The following is a 16,096-nucleotide window of genomic DNA, read 5'->3' as shown; positions in this document are numbered from 1 at the left end:
GGCCTTGGCCAGCGCCTTGCGGGTGGCCGGCGCCGGGCCGGTGAGCATGATGGTCGGGTCGGTACTGGTCACGGCGGTGGCGACGATGCGCGCACGCGGCTTCAAGCCCAGTTCCTTGCCCTTGGCCGGGGTGCCGATCAGCATCAGCGCGGCGCCATCGACGATGCCGGAGCTGTTGCCCGGCGTGTGCACGTGTTCGATGCGCTCGACGTGGCTGTACACGCGCAGCGCGGTGGAGTCGAAGCCCATCTGACCCATCATCTCGAAGCTCGGCTTGAGCTTGCCCAGGCCTTCGAGGGTGCTGTCACCGCGGATGAATTCGTCGTGATCGAGGATGATGATGCCGTTCTGGTCGGTCACCGGAATCAGCGATTTGTTGAACGAGCCATCGGCGCTGGCGCGCGCGGCCTTCTGCTGCGAGCGCAGGGCGAAGGCATCCACGTCGCTGCGACTGAAGCCTTCCAGGGTGGCGATCAGGTCGGCGCCGATGCCTTGCGGCACGAAGCTGGTGTGGATGTTGGTTTCCGGGTCCATCACCCAGGCGCCGCCGTCGGAGCCCATCGGCACGCGCGACATGGACTCCACGCCGCCGACCACTACCAGGTCCTCGAAGCCGGAACGCACCTTCATCGCGCCCATGTTCACCGCTTCCAGGCCCGAGGCGCAGAAACGGTTGAGCTGCACGCCGGAGACGCTGACGTCCCAGTCCGCCACCATTGGCGCGGTCTTGGCGATGTCGGCGCCCTGGTCGCCCACCGGGGTCACGCAGCCGAGCACGATATCGTCGACCTGGCGGGTATCCAGGCTGTTGCGCTCCTGCAGCGCACGCAGCAGGCCGGCCACCAGATTGACTGGCTTGACGCTGTGCAGCGCGCCGTCCTTCTTGCCCTTGCCGCGCGGCGTGCGCACGGCGTCGAAAATATATGCTTCGGTCATGACGTCCTCGGTACATGGCAGCGGCGGATGCCGGGTGGACTTACCTTAATTCCCTGCCCAATGGACTCAATGACCGATGCGCTCAGGCCCGTTGACCATTGGGCTCAGACGAGCGGTCACCTGGCCACCCGCCATCTGCACGCGAGGCGCGATGTGTCTGGCTCAAGGGCCGAAGCGGAAATACCTGACGCCTGCCAATAACCACTGGGCTTTTCCAGCATTTGGCTAGAAACCAAGTCATCTAAGCCAGGCGTGACGCGGGCCCTAGAGTTATTCATGCAAGGTGCCGTCGCCGGGTTCTGCCGGGACGGCTTTTTTATCTGCGCCACGGTGTGACGCCCCGTTCGCCGATCTTTACTCGCGGGCACTGGCCGAAGCACCAACAAGAACAAAGGCAGTAGAACCATGTTCAAACACGTCAAATACCGGCAGGCGAGCCTCATCGTCCTTGCCACCACCGTCATCCTGATCCTGCCCAACGTGCCTCGTCTGGTCGGTTGATCATCCCTCACTAGCCGTGGCCCGATGCCGTAGCGCTCGGGCCGCGGAACAACCCCTCCCGCTCCCTCCCGAAGACTGTGCTAGCGTGGCCTCTCGCCTCAAAGAGAACGCCGCCATGCGCCATCTGCTGCTCTGCCTCGGCCTCGCCCTAAGCCCCCTCGCCGCGCTTGCCGGCGACATCGACCAAGCCGCTGCCCTCAGCGCGCTGCAGCAACCCGGTGCGGTGCTGATCGACGTGCGCACCCAGGAAGAATTCGCCACCGGCGCCCTGCCCGGCGCCAGCCTGATTCCCCATGAACAGATCGCCCAACGCATCGCCAACGTGGCGCCAGACAAGAACGCGCCAGTTGTCCTCTACTGCCGCAGCGGCCGCCGCTCCGGCATCGCCCAGGACCGCCTGCTGGAGCTGGGCTACAGCAACGTGATCAACGCCGGCGGCTACGAACAACTGCAACCCCTGCTCAAGGACCGATAGCACCCATGCGCACCACGCTTCAACGCCTCGCCCACCTGCCCCTGCTCGCCGCCCTGCTGACGCCTGGCGCCTGGGCCGCCGAACTCAAGCTGGAGCTTTCCGGCAGCAGCCGCAGCTGGAGCACCGAACAACTGCTAACCCACCCGCAGGCCCAGCAGGTGGAGATACCGGGCGACGTGTCCTACAAACGCACCATGCACTACCGCGCCGTGCCGCTGGCCGCCCTGCTCGAAGGCGTACAACCCGGCGACCACCTACAGGCCGTGGCCCTCGACGGCTTCGCCGCCGAACTGCCCGCCGCCCCGCTACTGAGCACCCAGGGCGCCCGCGCCTGGCTGGCAGTAGAAGACCCGGCGCAGCCCTGGCCGCGCCTGTCGAAGAACAAACCCAGCGCCGGGCCTTTCTATCTCGTCTGGCAACAGCCGGAAGCCGCACAGATCGGCCCGGAGCAATGGCCCTTCCAGGTCTCCACCTTCCGCCTGCTCGCCCCCGTTGCCCAGCGCTTTCCTGCGCTGCTGCCGGCAGCCGATGCCAGCGCCGAGGTGCAGGCGGGGTTTGCGGTGTTCCAGAAGAACTGCCTGGCCTGCCACCGCCTCAACGGCGCGGGGGATTCGCACTTCGGTCCGGACCTGAATATTCCGCATAACCCGACGGAGTATTTCGCGGGGGATTTTTTGCAGCAGTACATTCGTGATCCGCAGAGCCTACGAAAGTGGCCGCAGGGGCGGATGCCAGAATTTAGTGGGGCGGTTTTGAGTGATAGGGAGTTGGGGGAATTGATTGGGTATTTGGGGCATATGGTGAAACATAAATCCAGTCGCTAACAGCCAACGCTTACTCTCAAAAAATTCGCAAAAGCACTTTCACGCGTGCAGTATCACTTATTTACCGAGCGCGCAAATAACACCATACAGCAATCAGTCACCGAGCAATCGCCATGCAGAGAAGTGAGCTATACGAGTTCATGAGTCAATTCAAAGCACAGCTAGCGAGCGAATATAGCCGCATACAAGCTCGTGTAAAAGAAGACCCAGGCACGGCTGGCGATGAAGGCGAAAACAACTGGGCTGACCTACTCCGATCTTGGCTACCTTCGAATTACCACGTAACAACAAAAGGCCGGATCATAAATCACCTAGGAGAGGCAAGCCCGCAGGTTGATGTACTAGTCCTACACCCTTCATATCCACGTCATTTACTGGAAAAGAAATACTACTTATCAGGCGGCGTTGTAGCAGCTTTCGAATGTAAGCTCACGCTAAAACCCTCTCATCTTAAAAAAATATTCAGCAACTCATCAAAAATAAAGCGCCTGTACAAAAATAGAGAGGGCAGCCCATATCATGAACTCCACCAACCAATTATTTATGGTGTTCTAGCTCACTCTCATGCTTGGAGAAGTGGAAAAAATGGCAGCGCCTTTGAAATACTACAAAGCATATTGAAAAACCAATACCACAGCATCGAGCATCCTAGAGAAATGCTTGACCTTATTGCCATAGCCGACACAGCAACCTACATACTTAGCAAGGAAATATTGATTGGACCCAATATACCCAAGAAGAAATCTCAGCCCAAATTGATGAGCAGCAGTGAGCTTTCGGAAGGCGTTCATATTGGATACACGTGTGGCTGGGATGAAGCAAATAACCCATGGTATGGAACCACCCTTGGCAGACTCGTTTGCCATCTGATGGAGCGTTTGGCTTACGAAGACCCTTCGCTTCGCCCAATGGCCGAGTTCTATGTAATGTCTGAGTTAGACACAGGTGGCATTGCCTGCCCAGATCAATGGTACTCTGATGCAGTATTTAGTAATCAGTCATTGGAAACTTTAAGGAAGAATGGGACCGATGAAAAACAATGGTCATTACATTCAACATATTACTAATTCCTCTACATATCAGGCGTCCTAACGACGGTACAGAGTTACCAAGCGAGCAGCTCTGGATATTCGTAGGGTGGACAATGTTTCTGCTTGTCCACCATCGGTGGCCATACGAGGCTTTCTACATATTTGGAATCATGCTTTGCGCCCTTACGGCGCCTCACTTTTCTTTGTTTGCGCAAAGAAAAGTAAGCAAAAGAAAGCGCACCCCGACATCCGGGTCTGGCCTGCGGCCAGACTTCCCTCCCTCCGGTGCCGCTCCGGGGGCCGGCGTACAAGGGGCGTCCATGCCCCTTTACGCCTCTCGCCGCATCCATGCGGCTCGTCCCCCTGCACAACACCTCCACTCGGCCTCCTGACGGGGATTCGGGCTCCGAGTTGCTTGGCAACTCTTTGATCGTTTTGCTGGCCTGTAGGAGCGCCACCCTCACCATCGAAAAAGCACACACAAACTGTCAGGCAGCGCCAAACGCCCCTTCAGAAGGGTGAGTGGAATCGTCGAGGAAGGGGTTGAGCGGCATGGATGCCGCGAGAGGCGCGATGGGCCAAGGATGGCCCTTCGCGGCGGGCCCCTGGAGCGGCGATGGAGCGAACGAACCCGGAGCGAAGCGTAGGGCCGAATGGCGGGGCAAGACCTTTTGGTTCCTTTTGGGGCGACTGCCAAAAGGAACCCGCCCAGCAGGGCGGAACTGATGCATCAACACGCACGAAAACGAGCAGCGGCACGAAACCAGCAGCATCAGACCAACGTGCAGAACATCACTCCCTCACCCCTGCCCCTCTCCCACAGGGAGAGGGGTTAAGAGAGAAGCGCGCTCCGCGCGCCACACCTCACTGCTGTTGTTGCTGCGTCTGCATCAACGCCGCCACATTCACCCGAGCATGCATCTGCTCGCCCCCACCCCCGCGCCGCATCCCCCGTACCGGGCAGGCATCCAGATAGTCGAGCCCAACCGCCAACTTCAGATGCCGCTCCGGCCTCGACAGCTCGTTGGTCACATCGAAGCTGTACCAACCATCCCCCAGCCAGGCCTCGGCCCAGGCATGGCTGGCCAGATGCCCGCTGTCCTCGGTGTACAGATAACCCGACACATAGCGCGAAGGCACCCCCAGGCTACGCGCACAAGCCAGGAACGCATGGGTATGGTCCTGGCACACCCCGGCGCGGCCGGCGAAGGCCTCGGCGGCGGTGCTGTCGACCTGGGTCACGCCCGGGCTGTAGGGCATCTGCGCATGCAGGCCGTGCATCAGGCCGATCAGCCCGTCGCGGTCGCTGCGCCCGGCGCTGCTGGCGCGGGCGAACTCACGCAGGGCGTCGTCGGCCTGGGTCAGACGCGTGGTGCGCAGATACGGCAGGGCCGAACGACTGTCGCGCTCGGACTCGCAGTGTTCGTCGATCTCCACCTGGCCACGGGCGCCGATCACCAGCGCCTCGTGCGGCTCGTCCATGGTCAGCACATGCAGGATGTTGCCGTAGGGATCGCGCTGCGCGCGTACCGGGCGCGGCAGGTCGAGGTGCCAGCTGATCACCCGCTGGCGCGCGCTCTCCTGCGGGGTCAGGCGCAGATACTGGATGCTCGCGCGCACCTGGTCGTCGTAGTTGTAGGTGGTGTCGTGGCGGATCGAGAGTCTCATACGGCCTCCAGATAGGACGTGTGGATGGCGCTGCCCAACTGCCTAACGAGCAGGATGAAATCGGTGAGCCAGGTGTGCAGGCCCTCGTCGAGGACCTCGTCGATGCTGGTGTAGCGCAGGCGCGCGTCCAGCTCGGCGGCCAGGCGCTGGGCCGGGCGGCCGTTGTCGCCGGGCAGGCCGGCGAGCATCAGGTTGAGCTCCTCCATGCAGGCACGCAGGGAGCGCGGCACTTCGGGGCGCAACAGCAGCAGTTCGGCGATCTTGTGGGTGCGCGGCGAGCCGCGGTAGATCTCGGTGAAGGCTTCGAACGACGACAGCGCCCGCAACAGCGCGCTCCACTCGTAGTAGCCGCGGGCCGAGGTATCGCTGACTTCGTCGGCGGCATCGCCAAGCATCTCGTAGCGTGCATCGAGCAGGCGCAGGGTGTTGTCGGCGCGCTCGATGAAGGTACCCAGGCGGATGAAGCGGTAGGACTCGCCGCGCATGATGGTACCGAAGGTGGCGCCGCGGAACAGGTGCGAGCGCTCCTTGACCCACTCGCAGAAGCGACTGATGCCATAGCGGCCCAAGCCCTCGGCGGCGATGCCACGCATCTCCAGCCAGGTGGCGTTGATGTTCTCCCACATGTCGGCGGTGATGCGCCCGCGCACGGCGTGGGCGTTGGCCCGCGCGCCCTGCAGGCAGCAGTAGATGCTGGCCGGGTTTTCCGCATCCAAGGCGAAGAAGTGCAGCATGCGCTCGGCGTGCATCTGCCCGTGGCGGGTCAGGTAGTCGTCCAGGGTACCGGTGATCAGCAGCGGCAGGGCTAGTTCGTCGAGGCCGTCGCCACGGCCGTCCTGCGGCATCAGCGACAGCGAGTAGCTGACGTCGAGCATGCGCGCGAGGTTCTCGGCGCGCTCCAGGTAACGCGACATCCAGTACAGATCGGAGGCAGTTCTCGAAAGCATGCTCAGTCCTCTACCACCCAGGTGTCCTTGGTGCCGCCGCCCTGGGACGAGTTGACCACCAGCGAGCCCTCACGCAGCGCCACACGGGTCAGGCCACCAGGCACCAGGCGGGTCTCGCGGCCGGACAGCACGAACGGGCGCAGGTCGATATGGCGCGGCGCGATGCCCTTCTCGACGAAGGTCGGGCAGGTCGACAGGCTCAGGGTAGGCTGGGCGATGTAGGCCTCCGGCCGCGCTTTCAGGCGTTCGCGGAAGGCCTCGATCTCGGCCTTGGTGGCGGCCGGGCCGACCAGCATGCCGTAGCCGCCGGAGCCCTGGGTTTCCTTGACCACCAGCTCGGGCAGGTTGGCCAGCACGTGGGACAGCTCCTCGGGCTTGCGGCACTGCCAGGTGGGTACGTTCTTGAGGATCGGCTCCTCGTCCAGGTAGAAGCGGATCATCTCGCCGACGTAGGGGTAGATCGACTTGTCGTCCGCCACCCCGGTGCCGACTGCGTTGGCCAACACCACGTTGCCGCTGCGGTAGGCGGCCAGTAGGCCAGGCACGCCGAGCATGGAGTCCGGGTTGAAGGCCAGCGGGTCGAGGAAGGCGTCGTCCAGGCGGCGGTAGATCACGTCCACCGGCTGCGGGCCGGAGGTGGTCCGCATGAACACCTTGTCGTCGCGAACGAACAGGTCGGCGCCCTCGACCAGCTCTACGCCCATCTCGCGGGCGAGGAAGGCGTGCTCGAAGTAGGCGCTGTTGAAGCGGCCCGGGGTGAGTACCACCACGGCCGGATTATCGATCGGGCTGGAGCTTTTCAGCGTGTCCAGCAGCAGGCTCGGGTAGTGGTCGATGGGCGCCACACGCTGCAGGGAGAACAGCTCGGGGAACAGGCGCATCATCATCTTGCGGTCTTCGAGCATGTAGCTGACGCCGCTCGGAGTACGCAGGTTGTCTTCCAGCACGTAGAAGCTGCCGTCGCCGTCGCGCACCAGGTCGACGCCGGCGATGTGGGCGTAAATGTCGCGGTGCAGGTCGAGGCCCTGCATCGCCAGCTGGTAGCCCTCGTTGGCCAGCACCTGCTCGGCCGGGATGATGCCGGCCTTGAGAATGCGCTGCTCGTGGTAGAGGTCGGCGAGGAACATGTTCAGCGCCTTGACCCGCTGGATGCAGCCGGACTCGACGATGCGCCACTCGCTGGCGGGAATGCTGCGGGGAATCGTGTCGAAAGGGATCAGGCGCTCGGTGCCCTGCTCGTCCCCGTAGAGGGTGAAGGTGATACCTGCGCGGTGGAACAGCAGGTCGGCTTCACGGCGGCGCTGGGCCAGAAGCTCCTCGGGGGTATCCGCCAACCAGCGGGCGAATTCCCGATAGTGCGGGCGGACTGCGCCGCTCGCGTCGTACATCTCATCGTAGAAGGTGCGGGCCATGCCGTACTCCTTGTCACCCGGACAGAAGAGTCATCGCAAGGGCCGTGCCACGAAATTTTATTGTTTATTTTCAATGAGTTGAATAAAAGCGAAACGCTTAACGCACCAGCTTGGGGCGCATTTCAGCTGCCATTTGGGACGCTCGCCCCAAGGCATGGCAGGTTTCGCGCAGCGGGGCTTCTATGGAGGGGATAGCCAGGTTCGATTTCCCGCGCGGTGCGCGGCTGGGCAGACTGCGCGGCATCGGAGCGGTGGCTGCATCAGGCCCGTCGCTCCGCGAGATCGGCGCTCCCCTTCTTGCCGATCACTCCTGTGGCCGCCCCATTTCGGGCGGCCTTTTTTATGGGCGGTTCAGACCGCCTGGGCCACCGCCGGCTCGCCGAACGCCAGGTTCAGCCAGTGGCGATAGAAGCCCTCGGCGACCTTGTTCAGCGACTCGATGCGCAGCGGCAGGTCGGCGAGCATCTGGCGCAGGCCCTGCTGGCTGGCCTGGGTCTCGTCGAGCAGGTGCGCCCAGTCCTGCAGCCACCAGCGCACCAGGCCCTCGGTGACTTCCGGATGACCCTGCAGGGCCAGCACCTTGTCACCCCAGGCGAAGGCCTGGTTCGGACACCAGGGGCTGGACAGCAGCCACTCGGCACCGGTCGGCAGGTCGAAGGTATCGCTGTGCCACTGGTAGACCGGGAACTCGCGCGGCAGGTGCGCCAACCAGGGGTTGCCGACATCGCGCCGCACCAGCGGCTGCCAGCCCACCTCGGTATAGGGCATGCGATGCACCGAGGCGCCCAGCGCGCGGGCGATCAGCTGGCCGCCCAGGCAATGGCCGATGATGGGAATGTCACGACGAATGAAATGACGCAGCGCATCGATCTCCGCCCTGATCCAGGGCAGATCGTCGTTGACGCTCATCGGCCCGCCCATCACCGCCACCGCGCGGGGGCGATCCAGGTCATAGCCGTCGAGTTCGTTGAGGTCGGTGCGCAATACGGTGAAGTCGAGGCCCTGCTCTTCCAGAACGGTGGCGAGGTGGCCCGGAGCACAAAAATCGACGTGCGTCAGAATCAGAATGTCGGTCATGACTACTCTCCGTTGTCCGCTTGCCAAGGCAAGGCCCGTGCCGAAACACCGAGCCCTCCCCCGTCTTACGAACTTATTTTTTCGAGCAGGCTAACCGAGGCGAAGATGACCGGCTAGTGCCGGCTCGAATTCCCTCTCGGGCGGATTGGTGCCGCCAGGATGGCTGAGCGCAAAGCGCGGCCAGACATCCTGCGGCGCCCGGTCCATCAGGGGATGCACACCCCTTGCTTGTCGCTCTGCGCCAGGTCCATCAGCTCGCGACTGGCCACGGTGTACATGGCGTAGTCGGTGCCGGTGGCCGCACGCAGCTCGGCGAGCATCGCCAGCCAGCGCTGCACCAGGGTGCGGTGCTGCTCCAGCCAGAAGCTGACCCGCTCCTCGATGTCCTTCGGCCCCTCGGCCATCTGCAGCACGGCAATGGTGATCGCCCGCTGCTGCCAGTCCAGGTCGTCGCGGAACGCCTCGCGGGCCAGGGCCTGCCAGTTGTTCTCCACCGGCAGCGAGGTGATCTGCTGCAGGTACCACGACAGCTCCAGCGCGCCGCCGACGGCGAAGTAGGCGGTGGCCACTTCGCTGGCATCCTTGCCAGCGACGTCGGCCGCTTCGATGATTGGCAGCAGGGTGTACAGGTGGCTGGTGCCAGCGACCACGCGGGCCAGTTCCTCCGGTGCGCCGGCCTCGACGAAGCTCTGGTAGCGCGCCAGCCACTGCTCGCGGGCCGGGCCTTCGAGCAGCTCATCCAGGCGCCCGGCCAGCTCGGCCACGCGCGGGGCGAAGTGGCCAACGTCGCGGGCGGCGTCGAGGTCGTCGCGACGGCTGCGCAGGAACCAGCGGGTGGCGCGACGGCCCAGGCGCATCAGCTCGTCCATCAGCTGCAGCTGCAGCTCGGCCGGCACCTTGTAGTCCAGCGCCTCGATCTGCTTCCACCAGTGCGGCAGGCGGAACACGTCGCGCACGATGACGTAGGCGCCGGCGACGTTGGCCGCGCTCATGCCGGTGGACTCCTTCAGGCGCTGCACGAAGGTGATGCCCATGTGGTTGACCAGGTCGTTGGCGATCTGCGTGCTGACGATCTCGCGCTTCAGGCGGTGACGGCGCATCGCTTCGCCGAACTTCTTGGTCAGCTGCGCCGGGAAGGCGGTTTCCATCTCGCGGGCCAGGTAGTCGTCGTCCGGCACCAGGGATTTCAGCAGCGCTTCCTTGAGGTCGATCTTGCTGTAGGAGATCAGCACCGACAGCTCCGGCCGGGTCAGGCCGCGGCCATTGGCGGCGCGCTCGTTGAGCTCGTCGTCGGTGGGCAGGAACTCCAGCGCGCGGTCCAGCTTGCCGGCCGCCTCCAGCGCCGCCATCAGGCGCTTGTACTCTGGCAGGCGCTCGCGGGCGCGGCGCTCGGCCAGGGACAGGGCCTGGGTCTGCTTGTAGTTGTTGCCCAGCACCAGGTTGCCGACGTCGTCGGTCATGTCGGCCAGCAGCTTGTTGCGCTGCTTGCCGGTCATGTCACCGGCGGCGACGATCTCGCCGAGCAGGATCTTGATGTTCACCTCGTGGTCGGAGCAGTCCACGCCACCGGCGTTGTCGATGAAGTCGGTGTTGCTGGCACCGCCGTTGAGGCCGTACTCGACGCGGCCCAGCTGGGTCATGCCGAGGTTGCCGCCCTCGCCCACCACCTTGGCGCGCAGTTCATTGCCGTTGACCCGCAGGCCGTCGTTGGCCTTGTCGCCGACGTCGGCGTGGGTCTCGCGGCTCGATTTCACATAGGTGCCGATGCCGCCGTTCCACAGCAGGTCGACCGGCGCTTTGAGCAGCGCGTTGATCAGCTCGGTGGGCGCCAGCTTGTCGGCGGCGATGTCGAAGCGTTCCTTCATCTGCGGGCTGATGGCGATGCTCTTGGCGCTGCGCAGGAAGATGCCGCCGCCCTCGGAGATCAGCTTGGCGTCGTAGTCGGCCCAGGACGAGCGCGGCAGGGCAAACATGCGCTGGCGCTCGGCGAAGCTCTTCGCCGCGTCCGGATTCGGGTCGATGAAGATGTGCATGTGGTTGAAGGCGGCGACCATCTGCAGCTGGTCCGACAGCAGCAGGCCGTTGCCGAACACGTCGCCGGCCATGTCGCCGATGCCGATCACCGTGGTCGCGTCCTTCTGCACGTCGATGCCGCGCTCACGGAAGTGACGCTGCACCGAGACCCAGCCGCCCTTGGCGGTGATGCCCATGCCCTTGTGGTCGTAGCCGGCCGAGCCGCCGGAGGCGAACGCATCGCCGAGCCAGAAGCCGTAGTCCAGGGCGATGCCGTTGGCGATGTCGGAGAAGGTCGCGGTGCCCTTGTCCGCCGCCACCACCAGGTAGGGGTCATCCGGGTCGTGGCGTACCACGCCCTCGGGCGGCACCACCTTGCCTTCCTTGAGGTTGTCGGTGATGTCGAGCAGACCGCTGATGAAGATGCGGTAGCAGGCGATGCCCTCGGCCAGCACCTCGTCGCGGTTGGCACCCACCGGCATCTTGCGCGGAATGAAGCCGCCCTTGGCGCCCATCGGCACGATCACCGCATTTTTCACCTGCTGCGCCTTGACCAGGCCGAGCACCTCGGTGCGGAAGTCTTCCTCGCGGTCGGACCAACGCAGGCCGCCACGGGCCACGTCGCCGAAGCGCAGGTGCACGCCCTCGACGCGCGGGCAGTAGACGAAGATCTCGAACTTCGGCACCGGCCGCGGGATCTCCGGGATCGCCCGCGGGCTGAGCTTGAAGCTGAAGTAGTGCTTGGGCTGGCCGTCGGCACCGTTCTGGAAGAAGTTGGTGCGCAGGGTGGCCTTGATCAGGTCCAGGTAGCGCCGCAGGATGCGGTCCTCGTTGAGCACAGCGACGTTGTCCAGCGCGTTGAGGATGGCCTGCTCGAGCTTCTGCTGCTTGTCTTCCAGGTCCTCGGCGGACAGCTTGCGCGCCAGGTAGAAGCGGGTGCGGAACAGGCGCACCAGCTCCTTGGCGATGTCGGCGTGGTTGACCAGGGTCGCGGCGATGTAGCCGAGGTCGAAGCCCAGGCGGATCTGCTTGAGGTAGCGCGCGTAGGCACGCAGCAGCGCCACGTCGCGCCAGGGCATGGCGGCGGTCAGTACCAGGCGGTTGAAGCCGTCGTTCTCGGCGGCACCCTCGACGATGCGCACGAACGCATCCTGCAGGGTCTCGTTGAGCTCCTGGATATCGACGTCCACGCCCTCGGCGGTGGTGAAGGCGAAATCGTGAATCCAGAACTCGCGGCCGGCGGCGCTACGCAGTTTGTAGGGGAATTCGCCGAGCACGCGCAGGCCGAGGTTCTCCAGGATCGGCAGCACGTCGGACAGCGGTAGCGGCGTGTCGGCGTGGTACAGCTTGCAGTGCAGTTCCTGCTCGCCCTGGGTCAGCGGCTGGTAGAAGCTCATTACCAGCGGGCGCTCGTCAGACAGGCTGAGCAGATGCTGCATGTCGACCACCGCCGAATGCGGGGCGAAGCGCTCGGTGTAGCCGGCCGGGAAGCCTTTCGGGAAATCGGCCAGCACGTTGGTGCCCTGGGCCTCGCCGAAGCTCTCGACGATCAGGCTGGCATAGTCGTCCTTCCACGAGCGGCAGGCCTGGATGACCTCCTTCTCGATACGCGCCGGGTCGATCTGCACGCGGTTCTTCGGATCGACCTTGAGGATGAACTGCACGCGCGCCAGCACGGACTCGGAGAAGTAGGTCCAGAACTCGCAGTCGCTGGCGCCCAGGCGCTCCATGAGAATCTGCTGGATCTTCACCCGCGTTTCGGTGGAGTACACGTCACGCGGCACGTAGGCCAGGCAGTAGGCGAAACGGCCGTACGGGTCGCGGCGGATGAACAGGCGCAGCTTGTTGCGTTCCTGGATCTGCACGATGGCGATGGCAGTGGCGAACAGCTCGTCCACCGGGGTCTGGAACAGGTCGTCGCGCGGCAGCACTTCCAGCACCTGCTCCAGCTCCTTGCCCAGGTGCGCCTTGCGGTCGAAGCCGGAGCGCTCGGCGATCTCGTCCACCTTGCGGCGGATATAGGGGATGCGGCTGACGCTCTGCGCATACACCGCCGAGGTGTACAGACCCATGAAGCGGCATTCCTTGATGACCTTGCCCTTGGCGTCCAGCTCGCGGATCGACACGAAGTCCGGATAGGCCGGGCGGTGCACGCGGCTCGGCGTGGCGGCCTTGGCGAAGGACAGCAGTACCGGCTGGCGCAGGTAGTCGACAGCTTCCTTCTCGATGTGCAACTCGTCCTTCTTCAGGCCGGGGCGCAGGTGACGCGACAGGCCGAGCAGCGAGGCCTCGTCATATACCAGATGGCCGCCCTCCTTCTCGTCGACCACGGTGAATTCCTCGTAGCCGAGGAAGGTGAAATGGTTGTCCAGCAGCCAGGCGAGGAAGGTCTTCACTTCCGCCAGTTCGGCGCCATCGACCTTGAGCTTGGCCTTGTCCAGCCAGGCCAGGAGCTGCTCGGCCTTGGCCTTCATCGGGTTGAAGTCCGCCACGGCGATGCGCACTTCTTCGAGCACGTCCTGGATCGCCTTCTCCAGCGCACGCAGCTCGGCGACGTTGGCGCAGCGGTCGATCTCCAGGTACATCAGCGCTTCGTGCTGCACATCCTTGCCGCCGCTGCCCTTGCTGAGGATCTCCTGCAGCTCGCCGTTCTTCTTGCGCTTCACGCTGAACACGCTGTTCTGCAGGGTATGGATGCTGTAGCCGTGGCGGTTCAGCTCCATGCGCACCGAGTCGACCAGGAACGGCAGGTCGGCATGCAGCACTTCCACGGCAGTGTGGGTGGACTGCCAGCCATGCTTCTCGTAATCCGGGTTGTACACCCGCACCAGCGGCTTGCCGTCGAAGCGTTCCAGAAGACGCCAGGACGACAGCGTACAGCCGGCCAGGTCGCCCAGGCGGCGCTGGGTGAGTTCATCGAGGGAAACGATGCCGAAGAACTGTTCGGCGAACAGGGCCACTTGTGGCAGCGCCTTGTCGCTGACGTGCTGGGCCAGCGCCGCTTGCAGTTGGTGCTGGAAGTCGGCCTTGCTGGCAGCAGTGAAGAACGCCATGTTGTTGCTCCGCTGGACTTGTTATTCGATAGGGGCACGCGGCTCCGGGCTTCCAAGCAGTCTAGGCGATGCCCGGAACTCGGCAGGCGCATGGCGACCATGAGGTCACGCCAAGCTTAGCGACAGGCCGTGGCAGGCGGATTGCAGCGGCGCGACATATTCGTTCATCGCCATGCGGGCACCGTGGCTGATAAGGTTTCGTTCTGTGCATTCGGGAAGGGAAGCCATGCAGTCTCCGCTCCGCCGCCGTCTGGTGCTCAACCTCAACAACCTGCTGATCACCGCCATCGGCCTGAGCCTGCTCGGCCTGGCCGCCTGGCTGCGGCCGCACCTGGTGACGCCGCTGCTATGGGCCGGCGTGCCGGTGTACATCGGCGTGCTGCTGCCACGCTGGATCGGCCGCCGCGAACGCCTGCGCCGCGCCGCGGCGGCCCTGGCCGCCAGCGAGGAGAAGTGGGGCTTCGCCAGCCGCGACCACTGCGGCCCCTGGCTCAACTACATCGACCAGCCCTTCCTGCGCCGCTGCCCGGAGTTCGCCGGGCGCTACTTCTATGGCGAGTGGCTGGTGATCCACGACGGGCTGATGATCATCAACCCCGGCCGCTCGCAGCCGGACCCGCAGCGCCAGCAGGTCGCCTACGACTTCGCCTGCCCCACCACCTACGCCTGGGACGGCTGCACGCCCAAGGTGCCCTTCTACTGGCTGGCGATCATCGGCGTGCCGGACTGGTGGGAGAAGCCGCACAAGGTGCTGCACCTGCATGGTGGCGCGATCTGCGAGACCGAGGTGTTCTGGCCCCTGACCCACCCCGCCAGCCTGGTGCACGACGCGCTGTACCAGTACCTGAACGCCGCGCCGGTGGCCAAGCACGAGGCCGACCTGCTGTTCTTCCGCATGCTGCGCGAGGCCGGCATGTGGTGGCCGGCGGCGTTCGTCTACTACCTGAGCGTGCGCCTGTTCGGCGCCCCGGACGTGCGCGGTCCACGCCCCGGCAACAGCCTGCTGACCTGCACCAGCGAACTGCCCGGGGCGGCACAGAACTTGTGTGAAATGCAGCGGTCTGCATGAGCCGCTGCGAAGCGGAACCAGTGGGCAATCGCGGCCGCGGGGCCTGCACGGCAAGCGGCGATGCAGTACATTTAGCGCCCCGATCGGGTGAGTTCACCGCCCCGTCAGTCCCTCTCCAGGAAGATTTCGATGGAACATCGTGAAGCGCTGGTCGCCCTGCGGCAATTTCTCGCGACCCAGATCCTCGGCCAGGAAAAGCTCGTCGAGCGCCTGCTGATCGCCCTGCTCGCCGACGGCCATCTGCTGGTGGAGGGCGCGCCAGGCCTGGCCAAGACCAAGGCTATCAAGGAGCTGGCCGAGGGTATGGAAGCCGAGTTCCACCGTATCCAGTTCACCCCTGACCTGCTGCCCGCCGACATCACCGGCACCGAGATCTACCGTCCGGAAACCGGCAGCTTCGTGTTCCAGCAGGGGCCGATCTTCCACAACCTGGTACTGGCGGACGAGATCAACCGCGCCCCGGCCAAGGTGCAATCGGCCCTGCTCGAGGCCATGGCCGAGCGCCAGGTCAGTGTCGGCCGCTCGACCTACGAGCTGTCGCGCCTGTTCCTGGTCATGGCCACGCAGAACCCCATCGAGCAGGAAGGCACCTATCCCCTGCCCGAGGCGCAGCTCGACCGCTTCCTGATGCACGTGAAGATCGGCTTCCCGGACGCCGCGGTGGAGCGCAAGATCCTCGCCCAAGCCCGCGGTGATGCCCTGCACGGCGAGACCAAGCCGGAGCACCGGGTCAGCCAGCAGGCGATCTTCGCCGCCCGCCAGGAAATCCTCGGCCTGTACATGGCCGATGCCGTGGAGGAATACCTGGTGCAACTGGTGATGGCCACCCGCACCCCGGCCAAGCACGACGCCGAGCTGGCCGAGTGGATTGCCTATGGCGCCAGCCCGCGCGGCACCATCGCCCTCGACCGCTGCGCCCGCGCGCATGCCTGGCTGGCCGGCCGCGACTTCGTCAGCCCGGAAGACATCCAGGCGGTACTGTTCGACGTGCTGCGCCACCGCGTCATCCTGTCGTTCGAGGCGGAAGCCGCCGGTATCGACCAGGACCGCGTAGTGCAGCGCATCCTCGACGTGGTGGCGGTGGCCTGAC

Annotated in this window: 12 protein-coding genes; 5 read left to right on the top strand and 7 right to left on the bottom strand. The window is 64.6% G+C overall.

Features of this window, described 5'->3' with window-relative positions:
- Positions 1–936 (bottom strand): acetyl-CoA C-acetyltransferase (locus tag PTT45_RS11010; RefSeq protein WP_273813297.1); only part of this gene is annotated, 936 nt, incomplete at its 3' end.
- Positions 937–1,552: 616 nt separating this feature from the next.
- Between PTT45_RS11010 and PTT45_RS11005 the strand changes: the two genes are divergently transcribed.
- From PTT45_RS11005 to PTT45_RS10995, 3 genes are all read left to right on the top strand, one after another.
- A complete protein-coding gene (locus PTT45_RS11005; RefSeq protein ID WP_273813296.1) occupies positions 1,553–1,912 on the top strand; it encodes a rhodanese-like domain-containing protein in 360 nt (119 codons plus the stop codon).
- 5 nt (positions 1,913–1,917) lie between these two features.
- Positions 1,918–2,736 (top strand): c-type cytochrome, encoded by an 819-nt coding sequence (locus tag PTT45_RS11000; protein WP_273813295.1) that lies wholly within the window; start codon positions 1,918–1,920, stop codon positions 2,734–2,736.
- A gap of 140 nt (positions 2,737–2,876) precedes the next feature.
- Entirely contained in the window at positions 2,877–3,803 is a 927-nt protein-coding gene (locus PTT45_RS10995) for a DUF6602 domain-containing protein (protein ID WP_273813294.1), read from the top strand.
- An 828-nt stretch (positions 3,804–4,631) separates the two neighbouring features.
- Here PTT45_RS10995 and PTT45_RS10990 read toward each other — a convergent pair.
- The 6 genes from PTT45_RS10990 to PTT45_RS10965 all read right to left on the bottom strand — a co-directional run bounded on the left by PTT45_RS10990 (position 4,632) and on the right by PTT45_RS10965 (position 14,165).
- On the bottom strand, positions 4,632–5,435 hold the full coding sequence (locus PTT45_RS10990) for a transglutaminase family protein (protein ID WP_273813293.1): 804 nt from the start codon (positions 5,433–5,435) through the stop codon (positions 4,632–4,634).
- Positions 5,432–6,382, bottom strand: coding sequence for an alpha-E domain-containing protein (locus tag PTT45_RS10985; protein ID WP_273813292.1), 951 nt, complete (start codon positions 6,380–6,382; stop codon positions 5,432–5,434). The genes PTT45_RS10990 and PTT45_RS10985 overlap by 4 nt, the downstream gene beginning before the upstream one ends.
- Before the next feature lie 2 nt (positions 6,383–6,384).
- On the bottom strand, positions 6,385–7,794 hold the full coding sequence (locus PTT45_RS10980; protein ID WP_273813291.1) for a circularly permuted type 2 ATP-grasp protein: 1,410 nt from the start codon (positions 7,792–7,794) through the stop codon (positions 6,385–6,387).
- 351 nt (positions 7,795–8,145) lie between these two features.
- Positions 8,146–8,871 (bottom strand): type 1 glutamine amidotransferase, encoded by a 726-nt coding sequence (locus PTT45_RS10975; RefSeq protein WP_273813290.1) that lies wholly within the window; start codon positions 8,869–8,871, stop codon positions 8,146–8,148.
- A 206-nt stretch (positions 8,872–9,077) separates the two neighbouring features.
- Positions 9,078–13,937: an NAD-glutamate dehydrogenase gene (locus PTT45_RS10970; RefSeq protein ID WP_273813289.1), complete on the bottom strand. Its 4,860-nt coding sequence runs from the start codon at positions 13,935–13,937 to the stop codon at positions 9,078–9,080.
- 105 nt (positions 13,938–14,042) lie between these two features.
- Positions 14,043–14,165 carry a hypothetical protein gene (locus PTT45_RS10965; RefSeq protein ID WP_273813288.1) on the bottom strand — a complete coding sequence of 41 codons (123 nt, stop codon included), beginning with the start codon at positions 14,163–14,165 and terminating at the stop codon, positions 14,043–14,045.
- On the opposite strand from PTT45_RS10965, the gene PTT45_RS10960 reads away from it, so the two are divergent.
- Entirely contained in the window at positions 14,164–15,006 is an 843-nt protein-coding gene (locus PTT45_RS10960) for a DUF1353 domain-containing protein (protein ID WP_273813287.1), read from the top strand. The genes PTT45_RS10965 and PTT45_RS10960 overlap by 2 nt on opposite strands.
- Positions 15,007–15,135: 129 nt before the next feature.
- Complete coding sequence (locus PTT45_RS10955) at positions 15,136–16,095, top strand: AAA family ATPase (protein ID WP_273813286.1); 960 nt, start codon at positions 15,136–15,138, stop codon at positions 16,093–16,095.
- Position 16,096: the final 1 nt, after the last annotated feature.

The sequence above is a fragment of the Pseudomonas sp. Gutcm_11s genome, from assembly GCF_028649395.1.
GTDB lineage: Bacteria > Pseudomonadota > Gammaproteobacteria > Pseudomonadales > Pseudomonadaceae > Aquipseudomonas.
The sequence above is the reverse complement of the archived record's forward strand: the minus strand, read 5'-3'. Positions and strand labels throughout refer to the sequence as shown.

Coding starts and splice junctions, on each gene's coding strand:
- PTT45_RS10975 (WP_273813290.1), bottom strand. CDS start 8,871: ATGACCGACATTCTGATTCTGACGCACGTCGATTTTTGTGCTCCGGGC.
- PTT45_RS10985 (WP_273813292.1), bottom strand. CDS start 6,382: ATGCTTTCGAGAACTGCCTCCGATCTGTACTGGATGTCGCGTTACCTG.
- PTT45_RS10990 (WP_273813293.1), bottom strand. CDS start 5,435: ATGAGACTCTCGATCCGCCACGACACCACCTACAACTACGACGACCAG.
- PTT45_RS10995 (WP_273813294.1), top strand. CDS start 2,877: ATGAGTCAATTCAAAGCACAGCTAGCGAGCGAATATAGCCGCATACAA.
- PTT45_RS10955 (WP_273813286.1), top strand. CDS start 15,136: ATGGAACATCGTGAAGCGCTGGTCGCCCTGCGGCAATTTCTCGCGACC.
- PTT45_RS11000 (WP_273813295.1), top strand. CDS start 1,918: ATGCGCACCACGCTTCAACGCCTCGCCCACCTGCCCCTGCTCGCCGCC.
- PTT45_RS10980 (WP_273813291.1), bottom strand. CDS start 7,794: ATGGCCCGCACCTTCTACGATGAGATGTACGACGCGAGCGGCGCAGTC.
- PTT45_RS10970 (WP_273813289.1), bottom strand. CDS start 13,937: ATGGCGTTCTTCACTGCTGCCAGCAAGGCCGACTTCCAGCACCAACTG.
- PTT45_RS10965 (WP_273813288.1), bottom strand. CDS start 14,165: ATGGCTTCCCTTCCCGAATGCACAGAACGAAACCTTATCAGCCACGGT.
- PTT45_RS11005 (WP_273813296.1), top strand. CDS start 1,553: ATGCGCCATCTGCTGCTCTGCCTCGGCCTCGCCCTAAGCCCCCTCGCC.
- PTT45_RS10960 (WP_273813287.1), top strand. CDS start 14,164: ATGCAGTCTCCGCTCCGCCGCCGTCTGGTGCTCAACCTCAACAACCTG.